This is a genomic window from Pseudomonas sp. DF11 (assembly GCF_058148565.1).
Window position 1 is genome coordinate 184,130 of sequence record NZ_JBYVYN010000010.1, and the last position, 20,404, is coordinate 204,533.

General features: G+C 60.1%; 19 protein-coding genes. 5 read left to right on the top strand and 14 right to left on the bottom strand.

The features are described 5' to 3' along the window. Nucleotides 1-88: 88 nt before the first annotated feature. The 6 genes from ruvC to AC30D9_RS25405 form a co-directional block, all read right to left on the bottom strand. On the bottom strand, nucleotides 89-613 hold the full coding sequence (gene ruvC, locus AC30D9_RS25380; RefSeq protein ID WP_109753806.1) for a crossover junction endodeoxyribonuclease RuvC: 525 nt from the start codon (nucleotides 611-613) through the stop codon (nucleotides 89-91). A 171-nt stretch (nucleotides 614-784) separates the two neighbouring features. Then, nucleotides 785-1,531: a YebC/PmpR family DNA-binding transcriptional regulator gene (locus AC30D9_RS25385; RefSeq protein ID WP_134925567.1), complete on the bottom strand. Its 747-nt coding sequence runs from the start codon at nucleotides 1,529-1,531 to the stop codon at nucleotides 785-787. 121 nt (nucleotides 1,532-1,652) lie between these two features. Further along, entirely contained in the window at nucleotides 1,653-3,428 is a 1,776-nt protein-coding gene (aspS, locus tag AC30D9_RS25390; RefSeq protein ID WP_134925568.1) for an aspartate--tRNA ligase, read from the bottom strand. A gap of 75 nt (nucleotides 3,429-3,503) precedes the next feature. Next, nucleotides 3,504-3,725, bottom strand: a complete 222-nt coding sequence (locus AC30D9_RS25395) for an FmdB family zinc ribbon protein (RefSeq protein ID WP_003178589.1) — start codon at nucleotides 3,723-3,725, stop codon at nucleotides 3,504-3,506. A 148-nt stretch (nucleotides 3,726-3,873) separates the two neighbouring features. Then, nucleotides 3,874-4,218: a ribbon-helix-helix domain-containing protein gene (locus AC30D9_RS25400; RefSeq protein WP_134925569.1), complete on the bottom strand. Its 345-nt coding sequence runs from the start codon at nucleotides 4,216-4,218 to the stop codon at nucleotides 3,874-3,876. 209 nt (nucleotides 4,219-4,427) lie between these two features. Then, entirely contained in the window at nucleotides 4,428-4,898 is a 471-nt protein-coding gene (locus AC30D9_RS25405; RefSeq protein WP_134925570.1) for a Dps family protein, read from the bottom strand. A 393-nt stretch (nucleotides 4,899-5,291) separates the two neighbouring features. Between AC30D9_RS25405 and AC30D9_RS25410 the strand changes: the two genes are divergently transcribed. Next, nucleotides 5,292-5,897 (top strand): cold-shock protein, encoded by a 606-nt coding sequence (locus AC30D9_RS25410; RefSeq protein WP_307575561.1) that lies wholly within the window; start codon nucleotides 5,292-5,294, stop codon nucleotides 5,895-5,897. Nucleotides 5,898-5,966: 69 nt separating this feature from the next. Here the strand turns inward: AC30D9_RS25410 and AC30D9_RS25415 are convergent, their stop codons facing one another. Further along, nucleotides 5,967-6,173, bottom strand: a complete 207-nt coding sequence (locus AC30D9_RS25415) for a SlyX family protein (RefSeq protein ID WP_030140808.1) — start codon at nucleotides 6,171-6,173, stop codon at nucleotides 5,967-5,969. Nucleotides 6,174-6,176: 3 nt separating this feature from the next. Then, nucleotides 6,177-6,602: an HIT domain-containing protein gene (locus AC30D9_RS25420; RefSeq protein ID WP_134925571.1), complete on the bottom strand. Its 426-nt coding sequence runs from the start codon at nucleotides 6,600-6,602 to the stop codon at nucleotides 6,177-6,179. Nucleotides 6,603-7,488: 886 nt separating this feature from the next. On the opposite strand from AC30D9_RS25420, the gene AC30D9_RS25425 reads away from it, so the two are divergent. Further along, nucleotides 7,489-8,844, top strand: coding sequence for an OprD family porin (locus tag AC30D9_RS25425; protein WP_490145099.1), 1,356 nt, complete (start codon nucleotides 7,489-7,491; stop codon nucleotides 8,842-8,844). Nucleotides 8,845-8,962: 118 nt separating this feature from the next. On the opposite strand, the gene AC30D9_RS25430 is transcribed toward AC30D9_RS25425, so the two are convergent. Both AC30D9_RS25430 and AC30D9_RS25435 read right to left on the bottom strand, forming a co-directional pair. Next, on the bottom strand, nucleotides 8,963-9,805 hold the full coding sequence (locus AC30D9_RS25430; RefSeq protein WP_109753801.1) for a mechanosensitive ion channel family protein: 843 nt from the start codon (nucleotides 9,803-9,805) through the stop codon (nucleotides 8,963-8,965). A 198-nt stretch (nucleotides 9,806-10,003) separates the two neighbouring features. Beyond that, nucleotides 10,004-10,489, bottom strand: coding sequence for a YajQ family cyclic di-GMP-binding protein (locus tag AC30D9_RS25435; RefSeq protein ID WP_060740892.1), 486 nt, complete (start codon nucleotides 10,487-10,489; stop codon nucleotides 10,004-10,006). A gap of 142 nt (nucleotides 10,490-10,631) precedes the next feature. Here AC30D9_RS25435 and AC30D9_RS25440 point away from each other — a divergent pair, with 142 nt between their 5' ends. The 3 genes from AC30D9_RS25440 to AC30D9_RS25450 are packed head-to-tail and all read left to right on the top strand — an operon-like array spanning nucleotide 10,632 to nucleotide 14,216. Further along, nucleotides 10,632-11,549, top strand: coding sequence for a putative 2-dehydropantoate 2-reductase (locus AC30D9_RS25440; protein ID WP_490145100.1), 918 nt, complete (start codon nucleotides 10,632-10,634; stop codon nucleotides 11,547-11,549). Between the two features lie 46 nt (nucleotides 11,550-11,595). After that, on the top strand, nucleotides 11,596-13,632 hold the full coding sequence (locus AC30D9_RS25445) for a sensor histidine kinase (RefSeq protein WP_134925574.1): 2,037 nt from the start codon (nucleotides 11,596-11,598) through the stop codon (nucleotides 13,630-13,632). Nucleotides 13,633-13,634: 2 nt separating this feature from the next. Further along, nucleotides 13,635-14,216: a cob(I)yrinic acid a,c-diamide adenosyltransferase gene (locus tag AC30D9_RS25450; protein WP_307575566.1), complete on the top strand. Its 582-nt coding sequence runs from the start codon at nucleotides 13,635-13,637 to the stop codon at nucleotides 14,214-14,216. A 115-nt stretch (nucleotides 14,217-14,331) separates the two neighbouring features. Here AC30D9_RS25450 and AC30D9_RS25455 read toward each other — a convergent pair whose 3' ends face one another. From AC30D9_RS25455 to secA, 4 genes are all read right to left on the bottom strand, one after another. Next, nucleotides 14,332-15,276, bottom strand: coding sequence for a Nudix family hydrolase (locus AC30D9_RS25455; protein ID WP_307575568.1), 945 nt, complete (start codon nucleotides 15,274-15,276; stop codon nucleotides 14,332-14,334). Then, nucleotides 15,273-15,905 carry a glutathione S-transferase family protein gene (locus tag AC30D9_RS25460; RefSeq protein WP_134925577.1) on the bottom strand — a complete coding sequence of 211 codons (633 nt, stop codon included), beginning with the start codon at nucleotides 15,903-15,905 and terminating at the stop codon, nucleotides 15,273-15,275. The genes AC30D9_RS25455 and AC30D9_RS25460 overlap by 4 nt, the downstream gene beginning before the upstream one ends. A gap of 160 nt (nucleotides 15,906-16,065) precedes the next feature. Further along, nucleotides 16,066-17,283: a bifunctional glutamate N-acetyltransferase/amino-acid acetyltransferase ArgJ gene (gene argJ, locus AC30D9_RS25465; protein ID WP_134925578.1), complete on the bottom strand. Its 1,218-nt coding sequence runs from the start codon at nucleotides 17,281-17,283 to the stop codon at nucleotides 16,066-16,068. A gap of 124 nt (nucleotides 17,284-17,407) precedes the next feature. Beyond that, a complete protein-coding gene (gene secA / locus AC30D9_RS25470) occupies nucleotides 17,408-20,143 on the bottom strand; it encodes a preprotein translocase subunit SecA (protein ID WP_490145101.1) in 2,736 nt (911 codons plus the stop codon). Nucleotides 20,144-20,404 lie beyond the last annotated feature (261 nt).

A 20,404-nucleotide genomic window follows, 5' to 3' on the forward strand; every position in this document is an offset into this window, starting at 1 on the left:
CCCGCAGGCTGGCGAATATCAACACGAGCATAAAGGCCGACGACACAGGCGCAACTTACTCGGGTTCATGAATGAAGCGCTGATGCTATCAGAGACGCAGGCGCCCGCCACGACTGCGTGCGGCTCCCAGGCCGTGAGGCAACAGACTGGAACGGGTATGGGCATGGCAAATGGCGATGGCCAGGGCATCGGAGGCATCGATTTGCGGCTTGCTGACCAGCTTCAACAGGTGCATCACCATCATCTGCACCTGCTCCTTGTTCGCCGCCCCTGTGCCAACAACCGCCTGCTTGACCTGGGTCGCGGTGTATTCGGCGATCTCCAGGGCCTCCTCGGCACCGGCCACGATTGCCGCGCCACGGGCCTGTCCCAGCTTCAAAGCCGAATCGGCGTTGCGCGCCATGAAGACCTTTTCGATGCCCATGGTGACTGGGCCGTAGGTCTGGATAACCTCACGCACGCCGCGATAAACAATCTGCAAGCGCTCGTGCAGCTCACCCGCACCGGTGCGGATGCAGCCAGACGCCACGTACACGCAACCGCGCCCGGTGTCGCGAACCACGCCGTAGCCGGTGATGCGCGAACCGGGGTCGATGCCAAGGATTAAAGTCATAGCGCCTGCGGTTTGAAGAGGAATTGTTTGAACCTGTGGGAGCGAGCCTGCTCGCGATAGCGGTATCACTGCAACATTTTTGCAAGCTGGACCAACGCTATCGCGAGCAGGCTCGCTCCCACATAAAGCACCTACGCGTAACTGAACAAGATCGTTGTACCAACGACGCTATCAGCCAAGCTGTTCAGCCACCGACTCCGGAATATCGGCATTGGAGTAAACGTTCTGCACATCGTCCAGGTCTTCAAGCATGTCGATCAGCTTGAGCACCTTCTCGGCACCTTCCAGGTCCAACTCGGCGCTGGTGGTCGGTTGCATGACGATTTCCGCGTCGGCCGGCTTGAACCCGGCCGCTTCCAGGGCATTACGCACGGCGTAGAAGCTGGCGAACGAAGTGAATACGTCGAACGAGCCATCTTCATGGCTCACCACATCATCGGCGTCGGCCTCCAGGGCCGCCTCCGTCAGAGCGTCTTCATCGATGCCTGGCGCGAAGCTGATTTGCCCCTTGCGCTCGAACAGATAGGCCACCGAGCCATCGGTACCCAGGTTGCCGCCGCATTTGCTGAACGCGTGACGCACGGCGGCAGCGGTACGGTTGCGGTTGTCGGTCATGCATTCGACCATCACCGCCACGCCGCCCGGACCATAACCTTCGTAGGTCAGCTCTTCAACGTTGTCGGCCTCGGTCGCACCGGCGCCACGGGCGATGGCCCGGTCGATGATGTCGCGGCTCATGTTCGCACCCAGCGCCTTGTCCAGGGCCAGGCGCAAGCGCGGGTTGGAGCCCGGATCGCCGCCGCCCTGGCGGGCCGCGACCGTCAGCTCACGGATCCACTTGGTGAAAATCTTGCCTCTCTTGGCATCCTGACGTTCTTTGCGGTGCTTGATGTTCGCCCACTTGGAATGACCTGCCATAACTCGCTCCGGTTTCTCTTTGGAACATTGCCCGCCCTGCGCGTGCGCAGTGGCCGACAATCAGAAATATCGACCCCAATGAAAAGGCGCATCCGAAGATGCGCCCTCTCAGGTGCCAGCCTTACTCAGCCTTTGGCTGTTCACGCAGACGAATGTGCAACTCGCGCAGCGCCTTGGCGTCCACCACGCCCGGCGCCTGGGTCATGACATCGGCCGCGCTCTGGGTTTTCGGGAACGCGATCACTTCGCGGATCGACTGGGCGCCAGTCATCAGCATCACCAGGCGATCCAGGCCGAAGGCCAGGCCACCGTGGGGCGGTGCACCGTACTTCAGCGCATCGAGCAGGAAGCCGAATTTCTCTTCCTGTTCCGCTTCGTTGATGCCCAGCAGGCGGAACACCGCCTGTTGCATTTCCTTGCGATGGATACGGATCGAACCGCCACCCAGCTCGGTGCCGTTCAGGACCATGTCGTAGGCACGCGACAGAGCGGTGGCCGGGTTGGCCTCCAACTCTTGCGGCGAGCACTTCGGCGCGGTGAACGGGTGGTGCAGCGCGGAGAAGCTGCCGTCGTCGTTTTCTTCGAACATCGGGAAGTCGACGACCCACATTGGCGCCCACTCGCAGGTCAGCAGCTTCAGGTCGTGACCCAGCTTGATACGCAGCGCGCCCAGGGCTTCGCTGACGATCTTGGCCTTGTCGGCACCGAAGAACACGATGTCGCCGTCAACCGCGCCCACGCGATCGAGGATCACATTGAGGTTGGCCTCAGGGATGTTCTTCACGATTGGCGATTGCAAGCCATCCACACCGGCGGCGCGCTCGTTGACCTTGATATACGCCAGGCCCTTGGCACCGTAGATGCCGACGAACTTGGTGTAGTCGTCGATCTGCTTGCGCGGCATGCTGGCACCGCCTGGAACGCGCAGGGCCGCGATACGGCATTTCGGGTCGTTGGCCGGGCCGCTGAACACCTTGAACTCGACGTCCTTGAGCTGATCGGCCACGTCCACCAGTTCCAGCGGGTTACGCAGGTCCGGCTTGTCGGAACCGTAGCGGCGCATGGCCTCTTCGAAGGTCATGTGCGGGAACTCGCCGAATTCCAGGCCCAGCACTTCCTTGAACAGGTTGCGGATCATGCCTTCGGTCAGGCCCATGATGTCTTTTTCGTCGAGGAAGCTGGTCTCGATGTCGATCTGAGTGAACTCAGGCTGACGGTCGGCACGCAGGTCCTCGTCGCGGAAGCACTTGGCGATCTGGTAGTAGCGATCGAACCCGGCCACCATCAACAGTTGCTTGAACAGCTGTGGCGATTGCGGCAAGGCAAAGAAGCTGCCGGGGTGGGTACGGCTCGGCACCAGGTAGTCGCGGGCGCCTTCCGGCGTGGCGCGGGTCAGGATCGGCGTCTCGACGTCGAGGAAGCCGTTCTCGTCCAGGTAACGGCGGATGCTGGTGGTCATGCGCGAACGCAGACGCAGCTTCTCGGCCATTTCCGGGCGACGCAGGTCGATGAAGCGGTAGCGCAGGCGGGTTTCTTCGCCCACGTCGGAGTATTCGTTGAGTGGGAACGGCGGGGTTTCCGCTTCGTTGAGCACTTCCAGCTCGTAGCCCAGCACTTCGATCATGCCAGACGCCATGTTGGCGTTGCTGGCGCCGGCCGGGCGCAGGCGCACCTTGCCGGTGATCTTGACCACATATTCGCTGCGCACGCGGTCGGCGACGGCGAAGGTCTCAGCGCGATCCGGATCGAACACCACCTGGGCCAGGCCTTCACGATCACGGATATCGAGGAAAATCACCCCGCCATGGTCACGACGACGATGGACCCATCCGCAAAGAGTAACTTCCTGACCTTCCAGGCTTTCGTTCAGTTGGCCGCAATAATGGCTGCGCATCATGGTAGTGGTTTCACTTCTCGTAATTCGAAATTCGGTTGGAGGCCCTGCCCGTGCAAGAACTCGCGCGTGTTCAACTCAATCAGCTTTGTCGCCACCGGCCAGGTTTTTCTTGGCGCCGGTCTTGAAGTCGGTTTCATACCAGCCCGTGCCACCGAGGCGGAAACCGGGCATGGACAGCATCTTTTTCAGTTCCGGCGCCTGGCAGGCAGGGCAGTCGACCAGCGGTGCCGCGCTGATCTTTTGAATGGCTTCCATCTGATGACCACAGGAAGCACATTGATAGTCGTACATCGGCATGGGGGTTGTCTCGGCGATCAGGTTACTCGCGCAAAGGCTGGGCTTTGCGGCAAAGAGCGGGATTATATCCATTAAATGCGGCCTGTGCAGCCGTAAGCGCACAGGCCGTTTGCGGTCCGACCCAGCCATCAACCGGGCAGGTATCCCGTCAATGCTTGCCCGCGACCTCCAACGCGGTGTCCTTCAAACTGTGCACCACGCAAACCACACGCACCAGCGCACTGAAATTGCGCACGCCGCCATGGCGCAGGTGCACCTCCCTGTCCACGTGGGACAGCAACGTGCTGATGGAACAGCTGTTGAGCTGGGCCATGTCGCCGAGGATATCCCAATAGACCTGCTCCAGCCGCAGACAGGTGGCGAACCCGTTCAGACGAATGGATCGGGCCAGGGGACGGGCCAACTGCATATCGAATCCCCTGACGAACGGATCGACGCTGATGGACTGCAATCGTCCATGCCCACCCTCTCCCGGTTCTTTTCCTTGAATCATACCGTTGACACTCCTTTGCCATACGAGCCTTTCAGTTGGGACAACCCATCTGTGGCTCTATGGAAGCTCAACGGCATTGCCAGTTCCAGATGACTTTATGACCATGGCCGTAGGACAAGCCAACAGCAGGCAGGCGACGAATTACGCCGTCCTACACGCCATGGGCAGGGAATACTGCCCACGCCGCGTCATCACCTGCCTGGGGTTTATTAGCCCTCCAGCAGCGCGCGCAACATCCACGCGGTCTTTTCGTGAACCTGCATGCGCTGGGTCAGCAGGTCGGCGGTGGGCTCATCACTGACCTTGTCTGTTAAATGAAAGATGTTACGGGCCGTACGCGTCACCGCTTCCTGGCCTTCGACCAGTTGCCGAATCATCTCTTCGGCACCAGGCACGCCCTCCTCTTCCTTGATGGAAGACAAGCGCGCATACACCGAGTAGGCACCCGGGGCCGGGAAGCCCAGGGCGCGGATTCGCTCGGCGATCAGGTCCACCGCCAGGGCGAGCTCGTTGTATTGCTCCTCGAACATCAGGTGCAGCGTCCGAAACATCGGCCCCGTGACGTTCCAGTGGAAATTGTGGGTCTTGAGATACAGCACATAGGTGTCCGACAGCAGGCGCGAAAGCCCGTCGACGATGGATTTGCGGTCTTCTTCACTGATACCGATATCAATTGCCATGTTGGTTGATCTCCTGACGGTGATGAATTCGACAACGCCCCAAACTCTAGTGGTTTTGGCCGCCTATGGCCTGCGACAGATCGCCAGCCCTCCTGAACCGACAAGCCGGGACAGCGGGCGGTTCCGATCCCCCGGGGAATTCAACGCCGTTTGCCTGGCACCTTCAAGCACCTGCGGTGTTTCCTGGCCGACGAACAGCGCGGTGCGCGCCCGTAACGAGTTTGAGAAGGCCGGGGCTTTGCTGTTAAATAGGCAGTGTGTCGCTACGCTTATTTTCCCGGGCGTGGCGCATAGGCTGATTCGGGTACGTGTCCAACGCCTCTCATTGTTTCGAAGCGAACCGCCCCCGCCCAGCTCTTCCTTGTGATCTGTCTTAACCGTGAGCCAATCAAAATGTTGAAAATCGTCCACTTGCTAATGGGCGCAGCTGCCCTGCTGCTGTCCTTCATCCCTAGCCTGGGTTCCGAAGCCACACCTTACCTGCAACACCCCGACGCACTGTACCTGGCCTTCTTCGGCCTGCTCAACCTGACCCTCGCACCGGTTATCCCTTACTGGAACAAAGGTCCACGCCATCAACTGCAAAACCTGGTCAGCGCCCTGCTGGTGCTGGCCGTTGCCCTGCAAACCCTGGCCCTGCTGGCACCTATGCCGGAAATCGGCGGTCAACCGGCCATTCTGTTCAGCCTGGGAGCAGCATTGCTCGCCGTGGCGCTGCACCTGGCCGTCAGCTTCTACAAGAAGTCCTCGCCGGCCGCCGCTACGCAGAACTACGACATGTCCAACCGCGATACCGGTACGGTGAAGTGGTTCAACACCTCCAAAGGGTTCGGCTTCATCTCCCGCGACTCCGGCGATGACATTTTCGTGCATTTCCGGGCCATTCGTGGCGAAGGCCATCGCGTCCTGGTGGAAGGCCAGCGCGTGGAGTTCTCCGTGATGAACCGTGACAAAGGCCTGCAGGCCGAAGATGTGATCGCCGCGCTGCCGCGCCGCTGATCCAGGCGTAAAAAAACCGCGATGCAGCCTGGCTGCTCGCGGTTTTTTATTGCCTGCCAATCGGCCAGGTCAGTAATGAGGGGGTGGCGCCTCTTCTTCGAAAGACTCGAACTGCCCGGCCATTTCTTCCTGACGCTTGAGCAACGCCGCCATTTGCAGCTGCAAACGCTCGACGATTCGCTGTTGCTCCACCAGCACGTCATTCAACGCCTGGATGGTGTCATCCTGAAAGGCCAGACGGCTTTCCAGATCGGTTACTCGTTCTTCAAGGTTCATGGTTCAGCCCTCCAGAAACTTGAAATCATCGGCCAGGGCCACGCGCAAGCGCTCACGAATGGCCATCACCTGCTCTTCATTATAAGGCTGGGCCGGGTGCTTGCCCCAGACCGGCGCAGGCCAGGCAACATCATCACGCTTGCGCACGATGACATGCATATGCAATTGACTGACGACGTTACCCAAGGTTGCAACGTTCATCTTGTCGGCATCGAACGAATCCTTGAGGGTTTCGGCCAATGCCGTGGTTTCTTTCCACAACTGCAATTGATCAGCGTCATCCAATTGAAACAATTCACTGATATTTTCTCGCCGCGGCACGAGGATGAACCACGGGTAGTTGGAGTCATTGGACAAGAGCAACCGGCACAACGGGAAATCGCCGATGGGCAATGTGTCTTGTTGCAGTCGTGGATCTAAGGCAAACACCGCGCGTACTCCTCGTTATTGATTCTGCCCGGCGCAACGACCCGCAGGACTGCATCGGACACAGACTCGCAGCATAACCCTGAACGCCTGATCGTTCACTGCGTAGCGTGTGCCGATGGCGTCCTTCAAATGATTTTTTTCAACACACTGGCATCAACCTGTGCAAGCGGGCGCACCAACACAGCGCAAGCGGTGAGACCCGGTCCTGACAGGACCGTGCCAAGGCTGAGACAAAGCAGCGACTCTGTATGATTTTCGTACAGCTTGAAAATTTTTTGCACCAAAACAGCACAGTGCGTCTACGCTCAGTGCACAAAGTATCCGTGATTTACTCACTGGGTAGGGTGAACCGGTAACGTTTTGGGTTGTCTCGCGGCGTTTGTCGATGCCAAACACGAGAGCCGCACAGCAGTCAACCCTATTTAAAACAAGGCCTTTGGAGCCCGGTTTCATGAGGTTTCACCACGGCAAGCGCTAAATTGTGAAAAAAATGTAAACGAAATTCGGGTTTGAGCATGCTTGTTGCATTCATCCCCGTATCGCCTGAAAGGCCTCGCCGGAAGCGGGACCTTGCAGACAAACAAATTAAAGTGGCAAGGCTGCCCTCAGGAGCTTCAAGCGCGGTAATGACGGACTCTTTACACCGATGCCGGAAAAGAAAAACAACATTAAAGTTGTGAATACGGTTGCGTCGGATCAGCTGAAATGCGACATGGATCGAGCCATTGGCGACACGGTCGTAAAGAAGCTGAAAGGTTACATGGGCAAGTATCGCCAATAGGGTCGGCGTGATATAAGTTTGCGCCGACACAAAAAGAAAGAGCCGCCCAGATAATAAAACAGGTGGGACGGCAGTACTCTTCTAAAACCAAAGGAGCAAATCACGATGCGCGTGATGAAGTGGAGCATGATCGCACTGGCCGTTGCAGCAGCAGCCAGTACTCAAATGGCCTCGGCCGCACCTTTCGTAAGTGACCAGGCTGAAGCCAAAGGTTTTGTTGAAGACGCCAAGTTCGACTTGCTGCTTCGCAACTACTATTTCAACCGTGATCGCAAAGACGGCTCAACCGACCAGAAAGACTGGACCCAAGGTATCTGGGGCAACTTCAGCTCCGGCTACACCCAAGGTACCGTAGGCGTCGGCGTTGATGCGTTTGGCTACCTGGCAGTCAAGCTGGACGGTGGCGACGGCACTGGCGGCACTGGCAACATGAGCCGCGATGCCGATGGCGACGTCAACGACAGCCAGGGTAAAGCGGGTGCAGCAGTCAAATTCCGCGTTTCCAAGACCGAGCTGAAAGTCGGTGACATGCAGCCAAGCACTGCTCCAGTGTTCGCTGTAGGTGGTTCCCGCGTCCTGCCTCAAACTGCCAGCGGTTTCCAACTGCAGAGCAGCGAAGTCAAAGACCTGGACCTCGAAGCCGGTCACTTCTACTCGGCAACCAGCCAGGACAAAAATGCTCGTAACGGCGGCCTGTATGCAACCTATGCCGGCGTAGAAGCCAACACCATCGACTACGCTGGTGGTAAATACGCCATCACCGAAAACCTGAGCGCATCGCTCTACGGTGCCCAGCTGGAAGACATCTGGAACCAGTACTACGGTAACCTGAACTACACCATCCCAATGGGTGGCGATCAGTCGCTGAACCTGGACGGTAACATCTACCGTACCACCGACACCGGCAGTTCCAAAGCCGGTGACATCAGCAACACCGCGTTCTCCCTGGCCGCTGCTTTCTCGTTCCTGAAAGCGCACACCATCACCGTCGCCTTCCAGAAAATCAACGGTGACACGCCGTTCGACTACATCGGCGTAGGTGGTCACAGCGGTTCCACCAACCGCGGTGGCGACTCGATCTTCCTCGCCAACTCCATCCAGTACTCCGACTTCAACGCACCTAACGAGAAATCTGCCCAGATCCGTTACGACCTGAAGATGGCTGAGTACGGCGTTCCTGGTCTGAGCTTCATGACCCGCTACGTAAAAGGTTGGGACATCGACGGTACCAACCTGTCTGCCAACAGCGCGTATCGTGATAGCCAGGGCAACCCTCTGTACGGCTCCGATGGCAAGCACCACGAAACCAACTTCGAAGCCAAGTACGTTGTTCAGTCTGGCCCGGCCAAAGATCTTTCCTTCCGTGTTCGTCAAGCCTGGCACTACGCTAACGCTGATGAAGGCGAAGGCGATATCAAAGAGTTCCGCCTGATCGTCGACTACCCGATTTCGGTTCTGTAATTGCCGAAAGTCAGTTTGCGGTAATCAAAAAAAGGCCCATCTTCGGATGGGCCTTTTTTATTGGATCAACTTTTTACGCAAGGCCTGACCTAAAGGTCAAACAACAACTGATCGAGCATTACGCCGAGGTCGATTCCTGAACTACCCGAATCACTCGTTGTGGAAACGGAATATCAATCCCCGCATCCTTCAAACGATCCCGCGCCTGTTCATTGAGCATGAACATTACGTTCCAGTAGTCTGCGGTCTTGACCCAAATGCGCAGCGACACCGTGATGGAACTGTCGCCCAAGGTGGAAATCACCGCTTCAGGTGCCGGATCAGTCAGCACGCGCTCATCCTTGGCCAATTCCAGCAACACTTCCCGGGCTTTTTGCAGGTCGGCCTGGTAATCCACGCCTACATCGAACACAACCTTGCGGGTCGGCTGGCGATTGGTGTTGGTGATGATGCCGTTCGACAGGTTGCCGTTCGGCACGATGACGGTCTTGTTGTCACCGGTACGCAACACCGTGTGGAAGATCTGGATGCTGTCGACCGTACCGGCCACACCCTGGGCTTCGATCCAGTCACCGATACGGAACGGGCGGAACAGCAGAATCAGCACGCCACCGGCGAAGTTCGCCAGGCTGCCTTGCAAGGCCAGGCCAATCGCCAGGCCAGCCGCACCGATGGCCGCGACGAACGAAGTGGTTTCCACACCGATCATCGAGGCGACACTGACGATCAGCAATATCTTCAGGATGATGTTGGCCAGGGTACTGATAAACCCCTGCAGTGCCAGGTCGGCGTTACGCAGGGCCAGCAATGCGCCCAGCTTCTGCGTCACCTTGTTGATCAACCACCAGCCGATGGCCAGGGTGATGACCGCCAGCAGCACCCGGCTGCCATATTCCATGATCATCGGGATCCAGGTCTGGGAAGCCTTGACCAGGTTGTCCACTTCAGCGTTCAAGTCCATCTACCTCTCCTTATTCCTGTTACCGCGAAAAAGACCAATCGAAGCACATTGTGGCGAGGGGATTTATCCCCGCCGGCTGCGAAGCAGCCCTGAAACCAGACCACTCGTTGGATCAGACAAATTGAAGTGACTGTTCTGGAGCTGCTTCGCAGCCCAGCGGGGATAAATCCCCTCGCCACGGCTACCAACAAATGTGGGTCAGTCGCGGAAGTTATTGAACTGCAGTGGCATGCCGAATTCCTTGCCCCGCAGCGCCGCAATGGCTTCCTGCAAGTCGTCACGCTTCTTGCCGGTAACACGCACCTGCTCGCCCTGGATGGCGGCTTGCACCTTGAGCTTGGCATCCTTGATGTGGGCGACGATTTTCTTCGCCAGCTCCTTGTCGATGCCTTCCTTGAGTACGGCTTCCTGCTTCATCAGCTTGCCCGAGGCGTAGGCGTCCTTGACCTCAAGGCACTGTACGTCGATCTTGCGCTTGACCAGCGCCAGCTTGAGGATTTCGATCATCGCCTCCAGCTGGAACTCGGCCTCGGCGGTCAGGTTCACGGTCAGGTCCTTTTCCTTGAACTCGAAGCTGCCCTTACCCTTGAGGTCATAACGACGGTCGAGTTCCTTGACGGCGTTTTCAACCGCGTTGGTGACTTCGTGTTTGTCCAGTTCGGATACCACGTCGAATGACGGCATGTAGTGTTCTCCAAATAAAAAGGCGCGCCAGTGATAACGGCGCGCGCTTGGCTTGTGGTTAAAATCGGGCTCATTATAACGGCTCTTTTCCTGCCGACACTGCGAGCCCTCCGATGCCTGCGCCAATCCGAGTAAAAAACTGATGTCCACCACCTGGCATGTCCTCGGCGCCGGCAGTCTCGGTACATTGTGGGCCACGCGCCTGGCCCGGGCCGGGTTGCCGGTACGGCTGGTGCTGCGCAACGACGTCCGCTTGCAGGCATACCGAAGCGCCGGTGGCCTGACACTGGTGGAACAGGGACAGGCGCAGTGTTACCCGATACCGGGTGAAACAGCGGACAGCCCGGAGCCGATCAAGCGGCTGCTGTTGGCCTGCAAGGCCTACGATGCGGAAGCGGCCGTGAACTCGGTGGCCCATCGCCTGGGCGACGAATCGGAACTGATCCTGTTGCAGAATGGCCTCGGCAGCCAGGACACAGTGGCCAATTGTGTGCCCCAGGCCCGTTGCATCAGCGCCTCCAGCACCGAAGGCGCGTTCCGCGACGGTGACTGGCGCGTGGTATTCGCCGGCCACGGCTACACCTGGCTCGGCGACCCAGCTCATCCAGTGGCACCGTTCTGGCTGGACGACCTGGCCGCCGCCGGCATTCCCCACGCATGGAATGCCGACATCCTCACCCGACTCTGGCGCAAACTGGCGCTCAACTGTGCAATCAATCCGCTGACGGTGCTGCACCACTGCAAGAACGGCGGCTTGCAGGAACACCGCTGTGAAGTGGCGACCCTGTGCGCGGAACTCACGGACCTGCTCGAACGTTGCGGCCAGCCCGCGGCGGCCGAAGACTTGCAGTCGGAAGTCGAACGGGTGATCCAGGCCACCGCCGCCAACTACTCATCGATGTACCAGGACGTCAGCAATCGGCGTCGCACCGAAATCAGCTACCTGCTCGGTTACGCCTGCAAGGTCGCCCAACGCCACGAGCTGACCGTGCCGCACCTGGAACAACTGCGCCAGCGACTGATTGTCCACTTGCACAACCTCGGATTGCCCAGCGACTGAGCAGCGGCTACGCTGGCCCTCGTGTTCCTTCTAAGCGACGAGTCTGATGCCATTGCGCCAGCGCCTTGAAAATCTCCCGGTCGGCCAGAAACTGCTGGCCGCCCTGTTGGTGTTGTTGACCACTGTCCTGTTGGTCGCCAACCTGACCTTTATCAGCGCCGCCTACTACATATCCCAGGAAAGCATGGCGCCCCAGGCCCTGCAGACCATTGGCCGGCTGGTCGCCAACCCGAGCCTGATCTCCGACGCCCTGCAATCGCCGCAAAGTGCCCAGCGCCTGCTCGATGAGCTCAACAGCTACGCACCGCTCCGGGCGGCGGCGCTGTACGACGGCCAGGGTGAACGGCTGGCCCAACTGCAGCAGGGCGAAAAGCTCAAGCTGCCGGAGCATTACCGCAATATACAAACCTGGCAGGCGAACGAGTTTCGCAGCAACCAGGTCATCACCCTGCCCCGTCCCGGCACGCTGCCGGGTCATCTGTTACTGGTGGCCAGCAGCGAACTGCCAACCGCGTTCTACACCGGCACCCTGACCGCCAGCCTCGGCATCCTGATTTTCAGCGTATTGCTGTGGCTGATCATTGCCCAGCAGATCAAACGCCTGATCACCCAGCCGATTCATCAACTCGAAGAACTCTCGCGCCAGGTCACTCGCGAGGAGAACTACTCCCTGCGCGCCGCACGCGGCAATCACGATGAGATCGGCAGCCTGGCCGAGGCGTTCAACACCATGTTGTCGCGCATCGAAGCCCGCGAGCAGCAACTCAAGCGTGCCCGAGACGACTCCCAGGCCGCCTATGACCAGGCCCAGGGCCTGGCGGAAGAAACCCGCCATACCAATCGCAAGCTGGAACTGGAAGTCCAGGTGCGCAGCAAGATCGAGAAGAAACTCACCGGTTTCCAGAACTACCTCAACAGCATCATCGACTCCATGCCGTCAGCGCTGATCGCCCTCGACGAACAGCTCTACGTCACCCAATGGAACCAGGAGGCCAGCGCCCTCTCCGGCACGCGCCTGGACGAGGCCTTGAACCAGCCGATTTTCCTCGCTTTCGAACCGCTCAAGCCGTATTTGCCCCAGCTCAAGCAGACCGTCGAGCAACATACGGTCGCCAAGATCGAGCGCGTCACCTGGACCAAGGACGACGAAGCCCGGCATTACGCCCTCACGTTCTACCCGTTGATGGGCGGTGCCGGACGTGGCGTGGTGATCCGGATCGATGACATCACCCAACGCCTGTCGCTGGAAGAAATGATGGTGCAATCGGAGAAAATGCTCTCGGTCGGCGGTCTCGCGGCGGGCATGGCCCACGAGATCAACAACCCCTTGGGCGCCATCCTGCACAACGTGCAAAACATCCGTCGACGCCTGTCGCCGGAATTGCCCAAGAACCTCGAACAGGCCGAGCAATTGGGTATCGAGTTGCAGGAAGTCAATCGCTATCTCCAGGGCCGGGAAATTCCGCAGTTGCTCGACGGCATCCAGCAGGCCGGCGCCCGCGCCGCGAAAATCGTCACCCACATGCTCAGCTTCAGCCGGCGCAGCACACGGCAGATGGCGCCCTGTGACCTACCGGCGCTGATCGACCAGGCGGTGGAAATCGCCGGTAACGACTTCGATTTGGCGATCGGTTTCGACTTCAAGGGCCAAGCGATCATCCGCCAGTTCGACCCGAACCTGGGGCCGGTGCCCGGTACCGCCAACGAACTGGAACAAGTGTTGCTCAACCTGCTGAAAAACGCCGCCCAGGCGATCCATCAACGCCAGGATGACAGCGAACCGGGGCGCATTATCCTGCGCACGCGGTTGAATCCGCCGTGGGCGGAGATCCAGGTCGAGGACAACGGCATCGGCATGAGCGAGAACGTGCGCAAGCGCACCTTCGAGCCATTCTTCACCACCAAGGAGATCGGCCAGGGCACGGGCCTCGGGTTGTCGGTCTCGTACTTCATCATCACCAATAACCACAAGGGCCAGATGGAAGTGCAGTCGGCGCCGGGCCAAGGCACCTGCTTCACCTTGCGCCTGCCCCTGGCGGGCACCTCGATGGTGGCGCAGGAAAACAAACAACTGGAGCGCTGAGCATGGGCTTTCGCCTGTCAAAGATTTACACCCGCACCGGCGACAAAGGTGAAACCGGGTTGGGCGATGGTCGCCGCGTGGCAAAGGACCACCCACGGGTCGAGGCCATCGGCGAAGTGGATACGCTGAACAGTCAGCTGGGGCTGTTGCTGGCCGGGCTCGCCGCTGAAACGGCCCGATACCCGGCGCTCAAGGAGGTCAGCGACGTGCTGGGGCCTTGCCAGCATCGACTGTTCGACTTGGGTGGCGAACTGGCGATGCCGGCCTACCAGGCCTTGAACGCGACGGAAATCGAGCGGCTGGAAGCGGCGATCGATGTGTGGAACGAGGAATTGGGCCCCCTGGAAAACTTCATCCTGCCCGGTGGCTCGACGTTGATAGCCCAGGCCCACGTCTGCCGCAGCCTGGCCCGCAGCGCCGAGCGCCGTTGCCAGCAGTTGAATGCCGTGGAGCCATTGGCCGGGCCGGGGTTGGCCTATATCAATCGGTTGTCGGACTTGCTGTTCGTCGCGGCGCGGATCATTGCCCGGCGACAAGGGGTGGCGGAAGTGCTTTGGGAGGCGGCGGCCAAGCCTGGGAGCTGAATGAGTCGCCTGTCAGGGCCCCATCGCGAGCAGGCTCGCTCCCACACTGGCTCTGCGGAGTTCCCCCTGTGGGAGCGAGCCTGCTCGCGATGAGGCCTGCCCATTCACCACAGAATCAAGCCCCAGGCCAAAACGCCCGAATCCCCGCCACACCTTGCGCGCCAGCCTCCCAGGCCTTCTGCCGTTCGCCAGGCCCTACCCCACCCAACAGATAGACCGGTTTGTTGAAACCGTCGATCAACCGAGCGGCCTCTGCCCATCCCAAGGGCTGGGCATCAGGGTGAGTCTGGGTCGGTTGCACCGGCGAGAGCGTCACGAAATCCACGTCCATCTGCTGCGCCAGGGCCAATTCCTCGGCGTTATGACAGGAGGCCGCCAGCCAGCGATCCTTGCCGAACGGTCGACCGGCCGCAGCATGCTTGCGCAATTGCGCGGCCGTGATGTGCCAACCCGCGGAGGGAAAATCCCCCAGCCATTCGAACGGCCCCTTGAGCATCAGTTGGGCCTTGCCGGCGCACAACCCCGCCGCATCCACCGCCAGGTCACGGTACTGCGGGTCGTAGCCGCTGGGGGCACGTAGCTGGACCAGCTTGATCCCGTTGGCAATAGCCTTCTGCATGCCGCGCAGCAAGGCCGGCGTCTCCAGGCCATCAGGGGTAATCAGGTATTCACCCGGTAAACGAGCCGCCGCGACAATCGGCTGATTGGCCGCCGGAAACTCATGGTTCGGCAGGTCGCGGGCCGTCACCCAGGCCAACGGCTGCCCTTCGGCACCGTGGGGCTGGCCGGTGAACGCCGAGACTTCCCAGACATCCAGCAATACCTGTTTGTCCGGGTAATCGTGACGCACCTTGATCAACGGCCGGGCAGCATCGACGACAATGCCCAGTTCCTCATGAAGTTCACGGGCCAGGGCGGTTTCGACGGACTCATCGGCCTCGACCTTGCCACCAGGGAATTCCCACAGGCCGCCCTGATGCTGGGTGTCGGCCCGTCGGGCGATCAGGATTTTGCCGGCGGCATCGCGAATGACCGCCGCCGCCACATGGACTCGTTTCACCGCGTAGTTTCCTCCAGGCCGGCCTGTTGCCACGCCTTGAATGCCGGCCATTGATAAAGGGTTTCGACGTAGGCCGCATCGACCTCCGACAGGGCCACCTGATAAGTGCGCAAGCGCACGGCAATAGGGGCAAAAAACGCATCGGCCAGGCTCACGCGACCAAACAGGTAGGGGCCGGCTTCGGTCGCCACGGCACGGCATTCGCCCCACAGCGCCAGCATCCGCTCGATTTCCGCCTGGACGTCAGCCGGCACGGGCGACAATGGCGCATCGCGCAACAGGTCAAACGGCATGTTGCTGCGGATAGCGAAAAAACCGCTGTGCATTTGCGCACAGGCCGAGCGTGCCTGAGCCCGGGCGGCCACATCCTTGGGCCAGAGACCGGCATCGGGAAACTGTTCGGCCAGGTATTCGGCAATCGCCAGGGAATCGGCGATCACGCCAAATTCGGTCTTGAGCAACGGGACCTTGGCCGTGGCCGAATGCTTGAGCAGTTTCTCACGGGTGTCGGGCTGGTCGAGCCTGACCAGCTCTTCGGTGTACTTCGCGCCGGTCAATGCCAGGGCCAGCGCACCGCGCATGGACCAGGAAGATAGATCTTTGTCACCGATGATCAGGTGCAGGCTCATGAGGATTCCTTTCTTGTGGTTTTCTGGAGTCTGTACTGGCGCCATCGCGAGCAGGCTCGCTCCCACAGTGGTTCTGTGTAGTGACCACTATCGATGCCACTCAACAAATCCCTGTGGGAGCGAGCCTGCTCGCGATAGGAGCGACTCGGTCCCGAGCGTATTAAGTCCGGTACTCAGCGTTGATCTTCACGTACTCGTGGGACAGGTCGGTGGTCCAGATGGTTTCGCTGCAATCACCCCGGCCCAACTCGATACGGATGGTGATTTCTTCCTGCTGCATCACCGCCGCGCCCTGGGCTTCAGTGTAAGTGGCAGCACGGGCGCCTTGGCTGGCGATGCACACATCACCGAGGAACACATCGATCTTGCTCACGTCCAGCTCCGGCACGCCAGCACGGCCAACGGCGGCGAGGATCCGGCCCCAGTTGGGGTCAGAGGCGAACAGCGCGGTCTTGATCAGTGGCGAGTGGGCCACGGTGTAGCCGACATCCAGGCATTCCTGGTGATTGCCACCACCGTTGACCTGCACGGTCACGAACTTGGTCGCGCCTTCGCCGTCACGCACGATGGCCTGGGCCACTTCCATGCACACTTCGAACACTGCCTGCTTCAGGGCGGCGAACAGCGGACCACTGGCCTCGGTAATTTCCGGCAAGTTGGCCTTGCCAGTGGCGATCAGCATGCAGCAGTCGTTGGTGGATGTGTCGCCGTCGATGGTGATGCGGTTGAACGACTTGTTGGCACCATCGAGCATCAGGTCTTGCAGCACTTGCCGGGAAACCTTGGCGTCGGTGGCGATGTAGCCGAGCATGGTCGCCATGTTCGGGCGGATCATGCCGGCGCCTTTGCTGATGCCGGTGACGGTGACGGTCACGCCGTCATGCTGGAACTGGCGGCTGGCGCCCTTGGGCAAGGTATCGGTGGTCATGATGCCGGTGGCGGCCGCGGCCCAGTTGTTTTCCGACAGGTCATCGAGCGCCGCCTGCAGCGCGCCTTCGATCTTCTCGACCGGCAGTGGCTCGCCGATCACGCCGGTGGAGTACGGCAGCACCTGGCTGGCATCGACACCGGTCAGTTCGGCCAGTTTGGCGCAGGTGCGCTCGGCGGCGGCCAGGCCTGGCGCGCCGGTGCCGGCGTTGGCGTTACCGGTGTTGGTCAGCAAGTAACGCACCGGCCCCTGCACGCGTTGCTTGGCCAGGATGACCGGCGCGGCACAAAAAGCGTTGAGGGTGAACACGCCAGCGACCGTCGAGCCCTCGGCGCAACGCATGACCACGACGTCCTTGCGCCCGGGGCGCTTGATGCCCGCCGAAGCGATACCGAGTTCAAAACCGGCAACCGGGTGCAACGTTGGCAACGGACCAAGACCAACAGCCATGAATGCGCTCCTCAAATAGATGTATATCGGCACCGTCGTTATCGAAACGGCGGATCAAAATGGCAAAACGCCGCGACGGCAAGATAGCCGGTCGCGGCGCGGGGGGTTCAGCGTTGAAACGGGTTTATTGGATCTGCCCGTGGCAATGCTTGTATTTCTTGCCCGAACCGCAATAGCACAGTTCGTTACGGCCCAGCTTCTGTTCGTTGCGCACCGGCGCGGTGGCCAGGGCGACATCGACGTCGACGCCCTCCTCGGCGACCACTTCCAGGCCCGGGGCTTCGGCGTGTTCGAACTGCATCCGTGCGGCCAGGGCTTCGGCTTCCTGACGCAGGCGAGCTTCTTCCTCGACCGGGTCTTCGCGACGCACCTGAACGTGGGACAGGACACGGATCGAGTCGCGCTTGATCGAGTCGAGCAATTCGGAGAACAGCGTGTAGGACTCGCGCTTGTATTCCTGCTTCGGGTTCTTCTGGGCGTAACCGCGCAAATGGATACCGTGACGCAGGTGGTCCATGGTCGACAGGTGGTCTTTCCACAGGTCGTCCAGCACGCGCAGCACAATCTGCTTCTCGAAGGAGCGCAGCGCTTCGGCGCCAGCCTGGTCTTCCTTCTCGTTATAGGCGGCAATCAGCTCGGCCAGCAATTTCTCGCGCAGGGTTTCTTCGTACAGGTGATCGTCTTCGTCGAGCCACTGCTGGATCGGCAATGCCACGCCGAAGTCGCTCTGCAAGGCAGCTTCCAGGCCGGCGACGTCCCACTGTTCCGGCAGCGACTGCGGCGGGATATGGGCGCTGACGGTGGCATTGAGCACGTCCTGGCGGAAGTCAGCGATGGTTTCGCCAATGTTGTCGGCGGCCAACAAACTGTTACGCATGTGATAGATCACTTTACGCTGTTCGTTGTTGACGTCGTCGAACTCGAGCAATTGCTTGCGGATATCGAAGTTGCGGCCTTCGACCTTGCGCTGGGCCTTCTCGATGGCGTTGGTCACCATGCGGTGCTCGATCGCCTCGCCTGGCTGCATGCCCAGGGCCTTCATGAAGTTCTTCACCCGGTCAGAGGCGAAGATACGCATCAGGCTGTCTTCCAGGGACAGGTAGAAGCGGCTGGAACCGGCGTCACCCTGGCGACCGGCACGGCCACGCAGCTGGTTGTCGATACGCCGCGATTCGTGACGCTCGGAAGCGATCACCTGCAAACCGCCGGACTCCAGTACCTGCTGGTGACGTTTCTGCCAGTCGGCCTTGATCTGTGCGATCTGCTCGGGGGTCGGGTTTTCCAGGCTGGCGACTTCCACTTCCCAGTTGCCGCCCAACAGGATGTCGGTACCACGACCGGCCATGTTGGTGGCGATGGTCAGCGCACCCGGGCGACCGGCCTGGGCGATGATCTCGGCTTCCTTCTCGTGGAACTTGGCGTTGAGGACCTTGTGCTCGATGCCTTCCTTGTTGAGCAAGGCGGACATGTGCTCGGAGGTCTCGATGGTGGCGGTCCCCACCAGGATCGGCCGGCCCTGGGCCATGCCTTCCTTGATGTCGTTGATGATCGCCGCGTACTTCTCTTCGGCGGTCAGGAACACCAGGTCGTTGTAGTCTTTACGGGCCAGCGGCTTGTTCGGTGGAATCACCACCACTTGCAGGCCGTAGATCTGGTGGAATTCGAACGCTTCGGTGTCAGCGGTACCGGTCATGCCGGACAGCTTGTTGTACAGGCGGAAGTAGTTCTGAAAGGTGGTGGAAGCCAGGGTCTGGCTCTCGGCCTGGATGTTCAGGTTTTCCTTGGCTTCGATGGCCTGGTGCAGGCCTTCGGACAAGCGACGACCCGGCATGGTACGGCCGGTGTGTTCGTCCACCAGCACGACCTGGCCGTCCTGGACGATGTATTCGACGTTGCGATGGAACAGCTTGTGGGCGCGCAGGCCAGCATAGACGTGGGTCAGCAGGCCCAGGTTATGGGCCGAGTAGAGGCTCTCGCCTTCGGCCAGCAAGCCGACGCGGGTGAGCATTTCCTCGATGAACTGGTGACCGGCCTCGTTGAGCTCGACCTGGCGGGTCTTCTCGTCGATGGTGTAGTGCCCTGGCTGGGTCACTTCGCCTTCGACTTCCTCGACGTGCAACTTGAGCTGCGGGATCAACTTGTTGATCTCGATGTACAGCTTGGAGCTGTCCTCGGCCTGACCGGAAATGATCAGCGGGGTACGGGCTTCGTCGATGAGGATGGAGTCGACTTCGTCGATCACGGCAAAGTTGAGTTCACGCTGGAATTTTTCTTCCATGCTGAACGCCATGTTGTCGCGCAGGTAGTCGAAACCGAATTCGTTGTTGGTGCCGTAGGTAATGTCGGCAGCGTAGGCGGCGCGCTTCTCTTCCGGCGGCTGGAACGGCGTGACGACGCCGACGGTCAGGCCGAGGAATTCGTAGAGCGGGCGCATCCAGTTGGCGTCGCGGCGGGCCAGGTAGTCGTTGACCGTCACCACGTGCACGCCCTTGCCGGACAGTGCGTTGAGGTAGACACCCAGGGTCGCCACGAGGGTCTTGCCCTCACCGGTACGCATTTCGGCGATCTTGCCTTCGTGCAAGGTCATGCCACCGATCAACTGAACGTCGAAGTGGCGCATGCCCATGATCCGCTTGCCGGCTTCACGGGCAACCGCAAAGGCTTCGGGCAGGATCTGGTCAAGGGTTTCCCCCTTGGCGATGCGGTCCTTGAATTCGGCAGTCTTGGCGCGTAACTGATCGTCCGAAAGGGCCACCATTTGCTCTTCGAAGGCATTGACAGTCTGTACCGTCTTGAGCATGCGCTTGATTTCACGCTCGTTCTTGCTTCCAAAAAGTTTCTTTAACAAAGGCGCAAACATATCGGCAGGATCTTCCACACTAAAGGGATGGAGGGCGGCCCCATGAGTCGCCCGTGCAGCCCTCATGGCCGCATGCGAACGAGCATTCTACCCGGAAACGATGGAGAGGAAAGTGGCGTTATTCCACGATGCTGGCACAGCGCTGTGACGGGGCCTCCCTAAAATAAGGGCTTTTACACGAACTTCAACCCACAAAGCGCAGAAGTTACGCTTTGATTGTGCAGCCAAAAGCCGCAGGGCGAGAGGGTCGAGGCGCATCCG

Coding starts and splice junctions, on each gene's coding strand:
- secA (WP_490145101.1), bottom strand. CDS start 20,143: ATGTTTGCGCCTTTGTTAAAGAAACTTTTTGGAAGCAAGAACGAGCGT.
- AC30D9_RS25445 (WP_134925574.1), top strand. CDS start 11,596: ATGCCATTGCGCCAGCGCCTTGAAAATCTCCCGGTCGGCCAGAAACTG.
- aspS (WP_134925568.1), bottom strand. CDS start 3,428: ATGATGCGCAGCCATTATTGCGGCCAACTGAACGAAAGCCTGGAAGGT.
- AC30D9_RS25415 (WP_030140808.1), bottom strand. CDS start 6,173: ATGAACCTTGAAGAACGAGTAACCGATCTGGAAAGCCGTCTGGCCTTT.
- AC30D9_RS25400 (WP_134925569.1), bottom strand. CDS start 4,218: ATGATTCAAGGAAAAGAACCGGGAGAGGGTGGGCATGGACGATTGCAG.
- AC30D9_RS25460 (WP_134925577.1), bottom strand. CDS start 15,905: ATGAGCCTGCACCTGATCATCGGTGACAAAGATCTATCTTCCTGGTCC.
- AC30D9_RS25425 (WP_490145099.1), top strand. CDS start 7,489: ATGCGCGTGATGAAGTGGAGCATGATCGCACTGGCCGTTGCAGCAGCA.
- AC30D9_RS25450 (WP_307575566.1), top strand. CDS start 13,635: ATGGGCTTTCGCCTGTCAAAGATTTACACCCGCACCGGCGACAAAGGT.
- AC30D9_RS25440 (WP_490145100.1), top strand. CDS start 10,632: ATGTCCACCACCTGGCATGTCCTCGGCGCCGGCAGTCTCGGTACATTG.
- AC30D9_RS25430 (WP_109753801.1), bottom strand. CDS start 9,805: ATGGACTTGAACGCTGAAGTGGACAACCTGGTCAAGGCTTCCCAGACC.
- AC30D9_RS25410 (WP_307575561.1), top strand. CDS start 5,292: ATGTTGAAAATCGTCCACTTGCTAATGGGCGCAGCTGCCCTGCTGCTG.
- AC30D9_RS25435 (WP_060740892.1), bottom strand. CDS start 10,489: ATGCCGTCATTCGACGTGGTATCCGAACTGGACAAACACGAAGTCACC.
- AC30D9_RS25385 (WP_134925567.1), bottom strand. CDS start 1,531: ATGGCAGGTCATTCCAAGTGGGCGAACATCAAGCACCGCAAAGAACGT.
- ruvC (WP_109753806.1), bottom strand. CDS start 613: ATGACTTTAATCCTTGGCATCGACCCCGGTTCGCGCATCACCGGCTAC.
- argJ (WP_134925578.1), bottom strand. CDS start 17,283: ATGGCTGTTGGTCTTGGTCCGTTGCCAACGTTGCACCCGGTTGCCGGT.
- AC30D9_RS25395 (WP_003178589.1), bottom strand. CDS start 3,725: ATGCCGATGTACGACTATCAATGTGCTTCCTGTGGTCATCAGATGGAA.
- AC30D9_RS25405 (WP_134925570.1), bottom strand. CDS start 4,898: ATGGCAATTGATATCGGTATCAGTGAAGAAGACCGCAAATCCATCGTC.